This is a genomic window from Ancylobacter sp. VNQ12 (assembly GCF_049445835.1).
In the GTDB taxonomy this organism is placed as follows: Bacteria; Pseudomonadota; Alphaproteobacteria; order Rhizobiales; family Xanthobacteraceae; genus Ancylobacter.
In genome coordinates this window covers 197893-211623 of sequence record NZ_JBMSDU010000001.1, presented here as the reverse complement: position 1 = coordinate 211623, position 13731 = coordinate 197893, and the positions used below count along the sequence as shown (strand labels likewise).

General features: G+C 66.5%; 17 protein-coding genes. 12 read left to right on the top strand and 5 right to left on the bottom strand.

The genetic code is table 11. The features are described 5' to 3' along the window. The first annotated feature begins 78 nt into the window (after positions 1–78). From ACO2RV_RS00925 to ACO2RV_RS00910, 4 genes are read left to right on the top strand one after another with little or no spacing between them, the layout of a single operon-like run. Positions 79–942: a branched-chain amino acid ABC transporter permease gene (locus ACO2RV_RS00925; RefSeq protein ID WP_423288844.1), complete on the top strand. Its 864-nt coding sequence runs from the start codon at positions 79–81 to the stop codon at positions 940–942. Further along, entirely contained in the window at positions 939–1880 is a 942-nt protein-coding gene (locus ACO2RV_RS00920; RefSeq protein ID WP_423288842.1) for a branched-chain amino acid ABC transporter permease, read from the top strand. Before ACO2RV_RS00925 ends, ACO2RV_RS00920 begins: the two co-directional genes overlap by 4 nt. Next, a complete protein-coding gene (locus ACO2RV_RS00915) occupies positions 1877–2635 on the top strand; it encodes an ABC transporter ATP-binding protein (RefSeq protein ID WP_423288840.1) in 759 nt (252 codons plus the stop codon). Before ACO2RV_RS00920 ends, ACO2RV_RS00915 begins: the two co-directional genes overlap by 4 nt. Continuing rightward, complete coding sequence (locus ACO2RV_RS00910; RefSeq protein ID WP_423288838.1) at positions 2628–3344, top strand: ABC transporter ATP-binding protein; 717 nt, start codon at positions 2628–2630, stop codon at positions 3342–3344. The genes ACO2RV_RS00915 and ACO2RV_RS00910 overlap by 8 nt, the downstream gene beginning before the upstream one ends. 13 nt (positions 3345–3357) lie before the next feature. On the opposite strand, the gene ACO2RV_RS00905 is transcribed toward ACO2RV_RS00910, so the two are convergent. The 3 genes from ACO2RV_RS00905 to ACO2RV_RS00895 form a co-directional block, all read right to left on the bottom strand. After that, a complete protein-coding gene (locus ACO2RV_RS00905; RefSeq protein WP_423288836.1) occupies positions 3358–4482 on the bottom strand; it encodes a YeeE/YedE family protein in 1125 nt (374 codons plus the stop codon). Positions 4483–4550: 68 nt separating this feature from the next. Then, positions 4551–4916, bottom strand: coding sequence for a metalloregulator ArsR/SmtB family transcription factor (locus ACO2RV_RS00900; protein ID WP_423289855.1), 366 nt, complete (start codon positions 4914–4916; stop codon positions 4551–4553). A gap of 53 nt (positions 4917–4969) precedes the next feature. Beyond that, positions 4970–5350 carry a thioredoxin fold domain-containing protein gene (locus tag ACO2RV_RS00895; protein WP_423288834.1) on the bottom strand — a complete coding sequence of 127 codons (381 nt, stop codon included), beginning with the start codon at positions 5348–5350 and terminating at the stop codon, positions 4970–4972. 123 nt (positions 5351–5473) lie between these two features. Between ACO2RV_RS00895 and ACO2RV_RS00890 the strand changes: the two genes are divergently transcribed. Further along, a complete protein-coding gene (locus ACO2RV_RS00890; protein ID WP_423288832.1) occupies positions 5474–6199 on the top strand; it encodes a cytochrome c biogenesis CcdA family protein in 726 nt (241 codons plus the stop codon). Further along, on the top strand, positions 6196–6780 hold the full coding sequence (locus tag ACO2RV_RS00885; protein WP_423288830.1) for a SoxW family protein: 585 nt from the start codon (positions 6196–6198) through the stop codon (positions 6778–6780). Before ACO2RV_RS00890 ends, ACO2RV_RS00885 begins: the two co-directional genes overlap by 4 nt. A gap of 8 nt (positions 6781–6788) precedes the next feature. Here the strand turns inward: ACO2RV_RS00885 and soxX are convergent, their stop codons facing one another. Both soxX and soxA read right to left on the bottom strand, forming a co-directional pair. After that, positions 6789–7415 (bottom strand): sulfur oxidation c-type cytochrome SoxX, encoded by a 627-nt coding sequence (gene soxX / locus ACO2RV_RS00880; RefSeq protein ID WP_423288828.1) that lies wholly within the window; start codon positions 7413–7415, stop codon positions 6789–6791. A gap of 11 nt (positions 7416–7426) precedes the next feature. Then, positions 7427–8296: a sulfur oxidation c-type cytochrome SoxA gene (soxA, locus tag ACO2RV_RS00875; protein WP_423288826.1), complete on the bottom strand. Its 870-nt coding sequence runs from the start codon at positions 8294–8296 to the stop codon at positions 7427–7429. A 226-nt stretch (positions 8297–8522) separates the two neighbouring features. Here soxA and soxY point away from each other — a divergent pair, with 226 nt between their 5' ends. The 6 genes from soxY to ACO2RV_RS00845 all read left to right on the top strand — a co-directional run bounded on the left by soxY (position 8523) and on the right by ACO2RV_RS00845 (position 13729). After that, complete coding sequence (gene soxY / locus ACO2RV_RS00870) at positions 8523–8987, top strand: thiosulfate oxidation carrier protein SoxY (protein WP_423288824.1); 465 nt, start codon at positions 8523–8525, stop codon at positions 8985–8987. 65 nt (positions 8988–9052) lie between these two features. Then, positions 9053–9382, top strand: coding sequence for a thiosulfate oxidation carrier complex protein SoxZ (gene soxZ / locus ACO2RV_RS00865; RefSeq protein ID WP_423288822.1), 330 nt, complete (start codon positions 9053–9055; stop codon positions 9380–9382). Between the two features lie 62 nt (positions 9383–9444). After that, positions 9445–11139 (top strand): thiosulfohydrolase SoxB, encoded by a 1695-nt coding sequence (soxB, locus tag ACO2RV_RS00860; protein ID WP_423288820.1) that lies wholly within the window; start codon positions 9445–9447, stop codon positions 11137–11139. 75 nt (positions 11140–11214) lie between these two features. Then, positions 11215–12492, top strand: a complete 1278-nt coding sequence (soxC, locus tag ACO2RV_RS00855) for a sulfite dehydrogenase (protein WP_423288818.1) — start codon at positions 11215–11217, stop codon at positions 12490–12492. Further along, entirely contained in the window at positions 12476–13147 is a 672-nt protein-coding gene (locus ACO2RV_RS00850; protein WP_423288816.1) for a c-type cytochrome, read from the top strand. The genes soxC and ACO2RV_RS00850 overlap by 17 nt, the downstream gene beginning before the upstream one ends. Positions 13148–13192: 45 nt before the next feature. Then, positions 13193–13729, top strand: a complete 537-nt coding sequence (locus ACO2RV_RS00845) for a DsrE family protein (RefSeq protein WP_423288814.1) — start codon at positions 13193–13195, stop codon at positions 13727–13729. The last annotated feature ends 2 nt before the right edge of the window (positions 13730–13731 follow it).

The following is a 13731-nucleotide window of genomic DNA, read 5'->3' as shown; positions in this document are numbered from 1 at the left end:
CGGCGGGGAAGGAAAGCCTTTCCCGCCGGATGCACCGACAACCAGGACGCACGTCCAGTCTGCGCGGCGAAAGGGCCCATGGCCATCTATCTTCAGACCTTGACCAACGGCCTGATGCTCGGCGCGCTCTATGCCTGCCTTGCCGTCGGCTTCTCGCTGGTATGGGGCGTGCTGAACGTCATCAACATGCTCCACGGCTCATTCATCGTGCTGGGGGGGTATCTGACCTATTTCGCCTGGCATCTCTACGGGATCCACCCTCTCGTGATGCTGCCCGTCGTGGCGGCTCTCATGTTCGTGCTTGGCTTCACGCTGCAGCGCGGCGTGATCAACAAGGTCGTCAGCGCCCCGGTGCTCACCACTCTGACGCTGACCTTCGGGCTGGACATGATCCTGTACAACCTGATGACCTATTTCTTCACGGCGACGCCGCGACGCATCACGCTGGACCTCGGCGCCATCAGCCTCGGCCCGGTGACACTGCCGGTCGATCGCCTCTTCGGCACCGCGCTCGCCTTGCTGCTGACGCTGATGCTCTATGCGGTGATGCGCGGCTCCAGCATCGGCCGGGCGATCGTGGCCGTTCGCATGGACCGTACCGCCGCCGAGCTGATGGGCATCCGCACCGACCGGATCTACGCGATCACCTTCGGCATCGGCGCCGTGATGGCGGGGGTCGCGGGGGTGGTTTTCGCCACCGTCTTTCCCATCACCACCAACGTCACCGGCATCTGGCTCGGCAAGGCCTTCGTGGTCTGCGTGGTCGGCGGCCTCGGCTCGGTGCCCGGCGCGCTGGTCGGCGGGCTGGTTCTCGGCCTGGTGGAGAGCTTCGCGGGGCATTGGTTCGGCCCGCAGCAGGCTATGACCGCCGGCTTCCTGCTCATGCTGGTGCTGCTGCTGACACGTCCCACCGGCCTTGTCGGGGTGAAGGGGTACGAATGAGACGGCTTCCGCTCTACCTCTCGATCCTCGCCGGCCTGGCGGTCCTCGCCGCGACGCCGCTCTACGGCGACAACTACGTGGTGCGCACCGCCGCCATCGTCGCCATGTATGGCGCGCTGGCGACATCGTGGAACTTCATCGGCGGCTTCACCGGCTACCCCTCGTTCTCGACCGCGGCGTTCTTCGGGCTCGGCGCCTATGTCGGCGCGCTGTGCCAGCGGCAGGGCATTCCCATGATCGTCGCCTGGGGCATCGCCACGGTGGCGGTCGCCGCCTTCGCCGCCGTGCTCGGCGGCATCATCCTCCGGCTGCGCGGGCATTATTTCGCCATCGGCTCGATTGCCGTCGTCGAACTGTGCCGGCTTATCGTCTCGTCCTGGTCGAGCCTCACGGGCGGTGGCGACGGGCTGAACCTTCCCCTGCTCCAGGGTTCCCCCGAACAGATCATGCGCTTCTTCCTGTTCGTGATGCTCGCCATCCTTGCCGCGAGCCTCGTCGTGACCATCATCGTCGACCGCTCCCGGCTCGGCTTCGGCCTGCGGTGCATTCACCAGAACGAGGATGCGGCCGCCATGGTCGGCGTCGACACCACCCTCTACAAGGTCGCCGCCTACACGCTCTCCGCCGTGTTCTGCGCCATGGCCGGCGCCGCCTACGCCTCGTGGACCGGCTACATCGATCCGACCGACTCGTTCCAGATCGTCATGACCGTCAAGGTCGCCGTCATGGCGATTCTCGGCGGCGCGGGCACCATCGTCGGACCGGCGCTTGGCGCGGCCGCCTTCGTGATGCTGGAAGAGTTCTTCTGGGCGAACTTCATCGACTGGAACCGCGCCATTCTCGGTGTCGTCATCGTGCTGCTGATCTTCTTCCTGCCCGGCGGGCTGCTCAGCCTGAACGGCCTGCGGCGCCTCCGCCGTACGGGAGGCGCGGCGTGAGCGAGCCCATTCTCCGCCTCGACGCCGTCTGCAAGCATTTCGGCGGGCTGAAGGCGCTCACCGATGTCTCCTTCTCGCTCGATGAAGGAGAGGTGGTTGGCCTGATCGGGCCGAACGGGGCCGGCAAGACGACCCTGGTCAACGTCGTCACCGGCAATCTGCGGCGCTCCTCCGGCCGCATCCTGTTCGAGAGCGAGGATGTGGGGCTGCAGAAGCCCCATCAGGCCGCCCGCCGCGGGCTCGCCCGCACCTTCCAGATCGTGCAGCCGTTTCCGGCCATGTCGGTGCTCGACAACGTCACCGCCGGGGCACTGTTCGGCGGCGCCGCCGCGTCGGTCGGCGACGCGCGCGACAAGGCGATGCAGAGCCTCGAGTTCGTCGGGCTCGCCCCGCTCGCCGACCGGCCCGCCGCCAATCTGGCCCTTGCCGCGCGCAAGCGGCTGGAACTCGCCAAGAGCCTGGCGATGGATCCCAAGGTGCTGATGCTCGACGAGGTGAATGCCGGCCTCAACTCATCCGAGATCGACGATGCGCTGGCCCTCATCCGCAAGATCGCCGAGCGCGGCGTCTCCGTGCTCATCATCGAGCATCTGATGAAGGTGGTGCTGACGCTCTCCAAGCGCCTCCTGGTGCTGCATCACGGGCAGCTTATCGCCGACGGCCCGAGTGCGGAAATCGTCGCCGACGAGCGCGTCATCGAGGCCTATCTCGGCCAGAAATTCGCCGCCCGCCTGAAGGAGCGCCACCATGGCTGAGCCTTTGCTCGCATTGCAGGGGGTCACCTCGGGCTACGGCCAGATACAGGTGCTGTGGGGCATGGACCTCGTTGTCCAGCCCGGCGAGGTGGTGGCCCTGGTCGGCTCCAACGGCGCCGGCAAGAGCACGCTTCTGCGCACCATCTCGGGACAACTCGGCCCGCGCTCAGGATCCATCCGCTTCGACGGTGCCGAGATCGGAGGTGCCAGGCCCGACGTCGTTCTCGCGGCGGGCATCGCCCATGTACCGGAGGGACGTCGCCTGTTTCGTGGCCTGACGGTCCGCGACAATCTGCTCCTCGGCGCGTATCTGCGCACGGACAAGAAGGCGGTGGCGGACGACCTCGAATGGGTGCTCGAGCTGTTTCCCATTCTGCGTGAGCGCCAGCGGCAGGATGCCACCACGCTTTCCGGCGGCGAGCAGCAGATGTGCGCCGTCGGCCGGGGCATCATGTCCCGCCCGCGGCTGCTGATGATCGACGAACTCTCGCTCGGCCTGTCGCCGCGCATGGTGGAACATCTCGGAGACGCCCTGACCGCGCTCAACAAGGTGGGCCAGACCATTCTGCTGGTCGAGCAGGATGTGATGACCGCCTTCGAGCTGTCCCACCGGGCCTATATCATCGAGAACGGCCGCGTCACGCGGAGCGGGGCGTCGACGGAGCTGGCGCAGGATCCCGCCATCAGCGAGGCGTATCTGTCCATCTGACGGATGTTGCCGTTCACGAGCGCGAACGCCGCCCGCCCGCAAGGCGCGAACGGGGGACGGAGGGCCGGCTCGCGGGAAGGAAGAACAGCGCCCGCCCCTCGACCAGGAACGCGATGCCGAGCCGCGCGCCGAGTATCATGCCCACAACCGCGAGCGGGAAGGACAAGGCGAGCAGCGAGCCGGCGGTGATCCCCTGCCCGATGGTGCAGCCCCCGCACAGCACGCCGCCTGCCCCCATCAGCACCGCTCCCAGCAGATGCCGCTTCATCTCGCGCGCATCGTCGAAGGCCTCCCAGCGGAATTCGTCGCCCGCGCGGGCCGCGGCGAAGGCCCCGAGGATGACGCCGACGATCGAGCCCGTGCCGAAATTCACCAGCGTCGCGCCGTCGACAAGCAGCCCGTGCAGCGTGATCGCCACAGGCGAGACGAAGGTTAGGCTCTGCGGCCGCGCTGCCTGCACGAATTCATCGACCAGATACTGCGTCGCCAGCCACCCGCCGACCACCCCGGCACCGAGCACGACACCGGCCGCAAGCAGGCGCCGCGCCTTGCGCAGGCGCATATCGGCCACGGCGAGGGCAATGAGGATGGCGGCAATGCCGGCCGCGAGAAGGGCACGGCTCGACAGGCCGAGAAAGGGCTCAATCAGGCCCGGCAGGTCGGCCTGGCCGGAGTGGGCCATGGCGAGAGCCCAGGCCTCGCCAAAGGCGATCCTGTAGGTCGCCAGCGTTCCGCGCAGCATGACATAGGCGGTCACGCCAAAGACCAGAAGCACGATGAGGCTGCGCAGATCGCCCGAGCCGAGCCTGACGCAGCTTCCAAACGCGCAGGTGCCGACCAGCGCCATGCCAAGGCCGAACATGACGCCGCCGAGCGCGATGCCGATCCACGGCAGCGCGCCGGGGACATAGGAGGTGGCCTGCGGATCGAGCAGGCCCGTCAGGACAAGGAACTGCGTGCCGGCAATGGCGATACCCAGCGCCAGGCCAAAGACGCGCAGCCGGCGGGTATCGGAGCCCACCAGCGCGTCCTCGACCGCACCGAAGCTGCACAGGCGGGCGCGGCGGGTGGCGAAGCCGACGGCCGCGCCGATGACAAGGCCGGCGAGCGCGGCCCACCACGCATTGAGGTCGTTCATTGCGCCCGGTCCTCCCGTACCATGGCTCCCGCGGGCATTGTTGCCCGTCCGGCCGGCGCTTATGCGGCTCAGTCTTCCTTGGTTCCGCAGAAGATGTCGTAGATCACCCCGATGAGCCGCCGCACGTCTTCGTCGGCGAGGCTGTAATAGACCGTCTTGCCGTCCCGGCGGGTGGTGACGAGGTCGTCCAGCCGCAGCCGGGCGAGCTGCTGCGACACGGTCGGTTGGCGCAGCGACAGAATGTTCTCAAGCTCAGTGACGGAGCGCTCGCGCTCCGCCAGCAGGCACAGCAGCAGCAGGCGGTTCTCATGCGAGACCGCCTTGAGGAAGTCGCTCGCCTCCCGGGCATTGCGCATGAGGCGGTCGAGCTCGGGCGAAACCTCGGGCCCGTTGCGCAGTTCGTCCTCTATGCGTTTCGAAACGATTCCGGTCATCATCACGTCGCTTTCACCTCCAGCCTATCGGACTCGCCCCGCCTGCAAAAGCGTCATGGCGTCCGCGGCAATTTCTTCGTCAATTCCGCGAGCAGTCCCCAGAAGGCGTCCTCGCCGGCATAGCCGGGTATCCGCCCCACCTCGCGCCCATCCTCGACCAGCACGAAGGTAGGGGTGTAGCGCACGGGCGCGGCCAGAGTGGCCAGCGCGGCATCCTCGTCGCCGAGATCGAGCCGGCGCAGCGGCGCCAGACGCCCCTCCTCGGTCTTGGGATAGATGGGAGCGATCTCGCGGTCGAAGCGCTGGCACCAGACGCAGCCCGGCTGCTCGAACACCAAAAGTTCGGCCGCCCACAGAGGCGAGGCGCCCGACAGGGAAGCGAGCGCGAAGACACCGGCAAGGCCGGTAAGGCGGCATTTCCCGTTCATCTTCATGTGAAACCGGCCTTCCCAGACTTCCGCCCGATGACGTCGCATCGCATTCGTTATATAAACGCATTCGAATATGAATTCGATGGTCAATCCGCCGCAGAGCGGGGGCGACCTTGGGGAAATGCCGTGTCGCTGGATATCACGCTTCCGGGGGCCTTCGGGGCCGGCCTCCTGTCCTTCGCCTCACCCTGCGTGCTGCCGCTCGTGCCGGCCTATCTCGGCTTCCTGGGCGGTGCCGGTCGCGGCGTCACCAGTGCGGGCGCGACGCGCGCGCGGCTGGTCTACCTCTCCATGGCATTCGTCGCCGGCTTTTCGAGCGTCTTCATCCTGCTCGGCGCCACGGCCTCGCAGTTCGGCCGGTGGCTTGCCCTGCACGCGCCGGCCTTGACCATCGTCGCCGGGGCCATGCTGATCCTGTTCGGCCTGCATTTTCTCGGGGCGCTGCGCATTTCACTGCTCTACCGACGGGTGGCGCCGAATGTCGCGCGCGCGCCGGCGGGTCTTGCCGGGGCTTATCTCGTCGGCCTCGCCTTCGGCTTTGGCTGGACGCCGTGCGTCGGACCGATCCTGTCGATGATCCTGATCATCGCCGGAACCGAGGATTCGCTGGCCAAGGGCGTGCTGCTGCTTACCGCCTACGCGGCCGGGATCGGCCTGCCCTTCATTGCCGCGGCGGCCTTTTCGACGGGATTCCTGCGCTGGTCGGCGGCGATGCGCTCACGGCTCGGTCTGGTCGAGAAGGCGTCCGGCGTGCTGCTGGTCGCCACCGGCCTCGTCTTTATCGTCGGATGGATGCCGCAACTGTCCGCCTGGCTGCTCGACGCCTTCCCCACCCTCGGCGCGATCGGATGAGCGCGCCCGCGATGGAGCCGATCATGGATGTCCGCCTGACCCGCCGTTCGCTCCCCCTCGGCGCGGGAGCGCTCCTGCTGGCGCCCGCCCTTGCTCGCGCAGCGCCACGCCTCGGCGATGACGGGCTCTATGTGCAGGACTGGTACGTGGAGAGCTTTCTCGACCTGCGCGAGGATGAGGAAGCCGCAAAGGCGAAGGGAAAGGGCTTCGCCCTGCAATGGAGCCAGCGCGGCTGCCCGCTCTGCAAGCGGCTGCACACCGAATATTTCGCCGATCCGGCCATCGAGGCTTATGTGCGCGATCATTTCGACGTCGTGCATATCGACATCTACGGATCGCGCGAGGTGACGGGTTTCGACGGCGCGGTGCTGACGGAGAAGGCGCTGGCCGGCGCTTACGCCGTGCGCGCCACGCCGACCTTCCAGTTCTTCGGCCGCCGCAACGGCCAAGTCGCCGAGGTCGCCCGCCTGCCGGGCCTGCTGCCCAAGCCCGAATTCCTGGCCATGTTCAGATATGTCGAAGCCGGCGCCTATGAAAGCACCGGCTTCGAAGCCTGGATGGCGGCGCAGAAGGCGCCGTAGGTGGTCGGCTATTTGTTGACCGGCGAATTCGGATCGAACAGATACGCCACCACGTCCTTGATCTGCTGCTCGGTCAGCACCCCGTTGACGCCGAAGCGCGGCATGCTCGAACAGGCGAGCGAGGCCTGCGCGTCATAGACCTTGGCGAAGGTCGCCTTCGCGTCGGCCAGATCGTAATTGCGGTCGCGGCCATAGCCGGCAAGGCTCGGGCCGAGCGTGCCGTAGCTCACCTCCTTGGGATCGAGCTGATGGCAGGCATAGCAATTGCCCCCACTTACCGTGCCGGGCGGATCGCTGAACTGCCCGCCCCGGCCATTCTGCGCGACCTTGGCCCCCTCCTTCCAGTCGCCGAGGACCGAGTCCGCGGGGAAGATGACCCGCACCTCCTCACTCTTCATGATCGCGGCTGCCTGATCCGGCGAGGGATTGTTGCGCGTGAGCGAGCAGATGCGCTGCGTCTCGTCCTGCTGGAGACGGGGCCCCCACCCCTCCGGCAGTTTGGTGAAGCCCGCCTTGACCACCGCGTCGACGCGGGCCGCATCGATGGTGGGCGCCTCCTGGGCGGGAGCGGCCAGCGGCAGAAGGGCGACGACGCCAGCCAATGCCGCGCGCTTCAGGAACGTGTGAACTCTCATCTTCGCCTCCCTCACCGCTTGATCGACGGCACTTTGAGCTCACCGCCCTCGGCCTGTTTCGTCAGGTAGAGAGTGAGCGCGGTCACGACGTCCGAACCGTAGTCGGGCGGCGGCATGCGCATCTGCCGGTAACAGTCCCACATGCGGTGCTGCATGGTGCGCAGCGCGCTCTGCGAGACGCGGTAGGTCGGCCATGTGCTCATGGTCAGCTGCGCATCCTTGCCGGGGACGTCGAGCTGCGGCAGCGCCTGCAATCGGATGCGCTTGCCGGCAGCGCCGTGGCAGGTGGAGCAGGAGAAGTCGTTGATCGAGGAGCGCCGGAAGAAGAGCGCCTCGCCGATCGCGTACATCTCCTTTTCCTGCGGCGTCGCCAGTGCGACATGGATTTCCATGCCATCGGACTTGTTGGCGATGAAGGCGACCAGGTCCTCCATGTCCGAGGTACGCCCCGGTCCGGAGAACGGCTTGGCCATGATCGGCTTGGTATCCAGCCCCTGGATCGTCTGCATGCACCAGAGCAGGCGCTGCTCGACATCCATCACCTTGTCGGTATCGGCGAAATAGCGCGGCAGGTGAGCATAGGCGCCCTCCAGCTTGCCGGGGCCCTCCCCGAGATCGCAGCTTTCCAGCGAGACATTCTTGGTGCCGCGCGGCTCGCTCCACAGCACTTCGCCCCGGTCGACATTGAGGTAGCCCGGATTGGCCATCGGGTCTTCGATCATCTGCCGGTAGCGTTCGATCTCTTTCTCGCTCTCGTCCTCGGCGCCCTGCGCGGTGGTCAGGATGAAGGGCAGCGCGAGGAGGGCGAGGGCCAGGCACCCGGCGATGAAGCGCCGTGTCGGTTGGGCGTGTTCCTTGGGTCGTATCTGTTCCTTGGGCATGTGCTTCCCCAGCTGTTGAGCCGCGGCCTCACCCTTCTTGCGAGAGTGTTGAAGCGGTCTCCGTGGCGAGCGATGATAAGCTTTGGCGATCGCTCGATAGCCCACTTTACATTCAAAAAATTTAATATCACAATATGTATGTTCGTCACCGGCAAAAATGATCGCTGACGATACAATCAAAGCAAAAACAAAGAGTTGGCGCTCGACGCCAGCAGGAGGACGCCTGATGCAACTTCGCAGTTGGACTCCGTCGCGACGGGAAACCATGGGGCTTGGCCTGACCGCCATGCTGGCGGCGGCGCTCGCCCCGCACCTCGTCATGGCGACCGAGGAAGCAACCGCGGCCGAGCTCAAGAAGCTCTATGGCGACAAGCCGATGGCGCCGGGCAAGATCAAGCTGGATCTGCCCGAAATCGCCGAAAACGGCCTCGTCGTGCCGCTCAACATCGACGTGGAAAGCCCAATGACGGAGCAGGACTACGTCAAGGCCGTCCATGTCTTCGCCGACGGCAACCCGCTGCCCCAGGTCGTGACCTACAAGTTCACACCCCAGTCCGGGAAGGCGGCGGCCTCGGTCCGCATGCGCCTTGCCCAGACGCAGAACGTCGTCGCAGTGGCCGAGATGTCGAACGGCGCGCTCTTCACCGCCAAGGCGCAGGTGAAGGTCACCATCGGCGGCTGCGGCGGCTGAGCGGCGCGTCCGGCCCGGAGGGCCGCGCGCAACGACACCTGGGGAAACGACAAGGAAACGCCAACATGGCCATCAAGTCCAAGCCGCGCGTCAAGGCGCCTTCCGAAGCGAAGGCCGGTGAGATCATCGAGATCAAGACCCTCATCTCGCATGAGATGGAAAGCGGGCAGCGCAAGGATTCCACCGGCAAGCCCATTCCGCGCGCCATCATCAACAAGTTCACCGCGGCCTTCAACGGCAAGACCTTCTTCGAGGCGGACTGGTTCACCTCCATCTCGGCGAACCCGTATCAGGCCTTCTTCTACAAGGCGTCTGAATCGGGCGAGTTCACCTTCACCTGGAAGGACGACGACGGCTCCGAACAGACGGCGAGCGCCAAGCTCACCGTCGCCTGATCCGTCCGCCGCATCACGGGCCGGCGTCCGACAAGGATGGCCTGCCAGCAGGGACTTGCCACATGATCTCACGCCGCGATTTCGTGATCGCCGCGATGGCTGCCGGGATGCTCGCATCCGGCGCCCGCGGTGCCTTCGCCCAGGCGGCCCGCGCGGGAAAGATGACGCAGGACGACATACTGCGCTTCGATCCCGTGGGCACGCTGACCATCCTGCACACCACCGACCTGCACGCGCAGCTCGCGCCGATCTACTTCCGCGAGCCGTCGGTCAACATCGGTGTCGGCGAGGCGCGCGGCCTGCCGCCGCATCTCGTCGACGAAGCCCTCCTCGCCTACTACAAACTCGCCGCCGGCGGGCCGGAAGCCTATTCCCTCACCAGCCTCGATTTCGATGCGCTGGCCGGGACCTATGGGCGCATGGGCGGCGTCGACCGCATCGCCACGCTGGTGAAGGCCATCCGCGCCGCGCGCGGGGAAAGCAACGTCCTGCTGCTCGACGGCGGCGATGGGCTTCAGGGCAGTTGGAGCTCGCTGCAGACCAAGGGCGAGGACATGGTGCGCGTCTTCGGTGCGCTTGGCACCGACGCCATGGTCGGCCATTGGGAATTCACCTACGGCGCCGATCGCGTGAAAGAGATCGCCGACAAGGCTCCCTTCGCCTTCCTGGCGCAGAACATCCGCAGTGTCGAATGGCAGGAGCCGGTCTTCGAGGGTCGCAAGATGTTCGAGCGCGGCGGCGCCAAGGTCGCGGTCATCGGCCAGGCCTTTCCGCGCACGCCGATCTCCAACCCGCGCTGGATGATCCCCGACTGGGAGTTCGGCCTGCGCGAGGAAGACCTGCAGAAACAGGTGGACGAGGCCCGCGCCGCCGGCGCCGACGTGGTCGTGCTGCTCTCGCACAACGGCTTCGATGTCGATCGCAAGCTCGCCGGGCGGGTGAAGGGCATCGACGTCATTCTCACCGGCCATACTCATGACGCGCTGCCGGCGCCGGTCATGGTCGGCTCGACGCTGCTGATCGCCACCGGCTCGCATGGCAAGTTCATCTCCCGGCTCGATCTCGACGTGAAGGACGGCAAGGTCGCCGGCTTCCGCTACGGGCTGCTGCCGGTGTTCTCTGACGCCATCGCACCCGACCCGGACATGGCGGCGCTGGTGAAGGAACTGCGCGCGCCCTACGCCGCGGATCTCGGACGCGTGGTCGGGCAGGCGGGAAGCCTTCTCTACCGGCGCGGCAACTTCAACGGCACCTTCGACGACATGATCTGCCGGGCCATGCTGACCGAGCGTGACGCCGAGATCGCCCTCTCGCCGGGCTTCCGCTGGGGCGGCACCCTGCGGCCGGGCGATCCGATCACTTTCGAGGCGATTTCCAACGCCACGGCGATCACCTATCCGGCCTGCTACCGCAACATGATGACCGGTCAGCAGCTCAAGGACGTGCTGGAGGACGTCGCCGACAACATCTTCACGCCCGACCCATACTTCCAGGGCGGCGGCGACATGGTGCGCGTGGGCGGCCTCGGCTACGCGATCGATGTCGGCCAGCCCATGGGCAAGCGCATCACCTCTCTCGTCCACCTCAAGACCGGCCAACCACTCGACCTCGCCAAGACCTATGCGGTCGCCGGCTGGGCCAGCGTGAACGAGAATGTGGAAGGCCCGCCCATCTGGGAGCTGCTCGAGCGCTATGTCGCCGCGAGCAAGACGGTGAACATCGCTCCGAGTTCCTTCGTCAAGGTGTCCGGCGCCTGAAACCGCCATGGAAGATTTGATGCACGCTCAACTCATTCATAAATTCGAATTTGAATATCCGTCCGGGAGGATGCGATGAGCCAGACCAAGCCGGAGCCGCGGGTCGACCGCCGCCGCTTCCTCACGCTCGCCGGCCTTGCCGGTGCGGGAGCGGCCGCCGGCGTGCGGCCCGCCGCCGCTGAGACGACGCCAGATCCCAACATCGTCAACATTCCCGAATGGACGCAGTCCCTCGGAGCCGGGGTCAACAACCATCCCTATGGCACCCCCTCGCCCTTCGAGAAGGACGTCGTCCGCCGCGAGGTCACCTGGCTCACCGCCAGCAGCGAGAGCTCGGTGAGCTTCACCCCGCTCTACGCGCTCGATGGCATCATCACGCCGAACGGGCTGTGCTTCGTCCGCCATCATGGCGGCGAGGCGGAGATCGACCCGGCCCGCCATCGCTTCATGATCCACGGCCTGGTCGCCAAGCCGCTGGTGTTTACCATGGAGGACATCAAGCGCATGCCGGGGCGGACCAACCGCGTCTACTTCCTTGAATGCGCCGCCAATAGCGGCATGGAATGGCGCGGCGCCCAGCTCAATGGCTGCCAGTACACCCACGGCATGATCCACAACGTCGTCTATACCGGCGTGCCGCTGCGGGCCTTCCTCGAAGCCGCCGGAGTAAAACCGAAGGGCAAGTGGGTGCTCGCCGAGGGCGCCGACGCCTCGGCCATGACGCGCTCGATTCCGATCGAGAAGGCGATGGATGACTGCCTCGTCGCCTGGGCGATGAACGGCGAGGCGCTGCGCCCCGAGCAGGGCTATCCGCTGCGCCTGGTCGTGCCCGGCTGGGAAGGCAATATGTGGATTAAATGGCTGCGGCGGATCGAGGTCGGCGACCAGCCCTGGGGCCAGCGCGAGGAGACGTCGAAATATACCGACCTGCTGGCCGATGGACGCTCGCGCCGCTTCACCTTCATCATGGACGCCAAGTCCGTCGTCACGAATCCCAGCCCGCAGGCGCCGCTGCGCGCCAAGGGGCCGAACGTGGTGTCCGGCGTCGCCTGGTCGGGACGCGGCACCATCACCCGCGTCGACGTCACCCTGGACGGCGGCAAGAACTGGACGACGGCCCGCATCGAGGGCCCGGCGCTGCCGCGCGCGATGACGCGCTTCTACCTCGATTTCGACTGGAACGGCGAGGAACTGCTGCTGCAATCGCGCGCCATGGACGACACCGGCTATCTGCAACCGACCAAGGCCGAACTGCGCGCGGTGCGTGGCCAGAACTCGATCTACCACAATAACGGCATCCAGACCTGGCTGGTGCGCAGCAACGGGGAGGCGGAGAATGTCGAGGTCAGCTAGGTCCTGCGTCGTCGCAGGCGCGTTCCTCTTCGCCTTCATCGGCGCCGGCACCGCCGAGACGGTCAAGCTCGGCCGGCCCGCCTTGCCGGAGGAGATCAAGGCGTGGGACATCGACGTGCGTCCCGACGGCCTCGGCCTGCCCGAAGGCAAGGGCTCGGTATCGCAGGGCGAGGCGCTGTTCCAGAGCAACTGCGCCGCATGCCATGGCGAATTCGGCGAGGGCGCCGGACGCTGGCCGGTGCTGGCCGGCGGACAGGGCACGCTGAAGTCGGAGCGGCCGGAGAAGACCATCGGCTCGTTCTGGCCAAACACCTCGACGGTCTACGACTACGTGCATCGGGCCATGCCGTTCGGCGCCGCGCAGACGCTGCAGCCGGACGAGGTCTATGCCATTGTCGCCTACCTTCTCTACCTCAACGACGTCGTCCCGGACGACTATGTCCTGTCAAAGGAGAACTTCCCCACCGTCCAGCTGCCCAATGAGGCCAATTTCTACGACGACGATCGCGAGACCACGGAAAAGGCGTTCTGGAACGCCAATCCGTGCATGAAGCAGTGTAAGCCGAAGGTCGAGATCACCAGCCATGCGGCGGTGCTCGACGTTACGCCCGACGCCGGGAAGGACGGCGACAAGCCGACCGGCGGGGTGGAGTGACAGCTCGGCCGCCACACAATCAAAACAACCGGAGGGAGGAACGACATGCCGAGGAACGAGACGCCCAGGCTTGAGATCAGCCGCCGGTCGGTCATGGCCGGGCTGGCGGCCGGCGGGGCGGCGCTGACGGTCGAGAACGCCGCCGCCGCGCCCGCCCAGGTGAAGCTCGACGACATCAAGAAGGACGCCGAGGTCGCCTGCCTCTATCACTGCGACTATGGCGATCCCGACCGCTTCGCCCAGACGCTGAACAATATCGGCAACCACTACTCCGTCTATGGCGCCGATCCCTTCGCCCTGCAGATCGTGCTGGTGGTGCATGCCGGCGGCATCAAGTTCTTCCTCGACAATCTGGACGGCACGATGTGGGCCGGCGAGAAGCTGCCGCCGGAACTGTTCGCGCGAGCCGAGGCGATCTCCAAGAACGGGCTCAAGGTCTATCTCTGCGAGATCACCTTCAAGCGGAACCAGCTCGACCTGTCGCGGGCAAGGCAGGCCGACTTCGTCTCCTTCGTGCCCTCCGGCGTCGCCACCTGCGCGGCGCTCCAGGGCAAGGGCTTCGCCTATATGAAGGTCGGCTGAGC

Excerpts from the sequence above, each read along its gene's own strand:
- ACO2RV_RS00925 (WP_423288844.1), top strand. The coding sequence starts at position 79 with ATGGCCATCTATCTTCAGACCTTGACCAACGGCCTGATGCTCGGCGCG.
- ACO2RV_RS00920 (WP_423288842.1), top strand. The coding sequence starts at position 939 with ATGAGACGGCTTCCGCTCTACCTCTCGATCCTCGCCGGCCTGGCGGTC.
- ACO2RV_RS00910 (WP_423288838.1), top strand. The coding sequence starts at position 2,628 with ATGGCTGAGCCTTTGCTCGCATTGCAGGGGGTCACCTCGGGCTACGGC.
- ACO2RV_RS00905 (WP_423288836.1), bottom strand. The coding sequence starts at position 4,482 with ATGAACGACCTCAATGCGTGGTGGGCCGCGCTCGCCGGCCTTGTCATC.
- ACO2RV_RS00900 (WP_423289855.1), bottom strand. The coding sequence starts at position 4,916 with ATGACCGGAATCGTTTCGAAACGCATAGAGGACGAACTGCGCAACGGG.
- ACO2RV_RS00895 (WP_423288834.1), bottom strand. The coding sequence starts at position 5,350 with ATGAAGATGAACGGGAAATGCCGCCTTACCGGCCTTGCCGGTGTCTTC.
- ACO2RV_RS00885 (WP_423288830.1), top strand. The coding sequence starts at position 6,196 with ATGAGCGCGCCCGCGATGGAGCCGATCATGGATGTCCGCCTGACCCGC.
- soxX (WP_423288828.1), bottom strand. The coding sequence starts at position 7,415 with ATGAGAGTTCACACGTTCCTGAAGCGCGCGGCATTGGCTGGCGTCGTC.
- soxA (WP_423288826.1), bottom strand. The coding sequence starts at position 8,296 with ATGCCCAAGGAACAGATACGACCCAAGGAACACGCCCAACCGACACGG.
- soxY (WP_423288824.1), top strand. The coding sequence starts at position 8,523 with ATGCAACTTCGCAGTTGGACTCCGTCGCGACGGGAAACCATGGGGCTT.
- soxZ (WP_423288822.1), top strand. The coding sequence starts at position 9,053 with ATGGCCATCAAGTCCAAGCCGCGCGTCAAGGCGCCTTCCGAAGCGAAG.
- soxB (WP_423288820.1), top strand. The coding sequence starts at position 9,445 with ATGATCTCACGCCGCGATTTCGTGATCGCCGCGATGGCTGCCGGGATG.
- soxC (WP_423288818.1), top strand. The coding sequence starts at position 11,215 with ATGAGCCAGACCAAGCCGGAGCCGCGGGTCGACCGCCGCCGCTTCCTC.
- ACO2RV_RS00850 (WP_423288816.1), top strand. The coding sequence starts at position 12,476 with ATGTCGAGGTCAGCTAGGTCCTGCGTCGTCGCAGGCGCGTTCCTCTTC.
- ACO2RV_RS00845 (WP_423288814.1), top strand. The coding sequence starts at position 13,193 with ATGCCGAGGAACGAGACGCCCAGGCTTGAGATCAGCCGCCGGTCGGTC.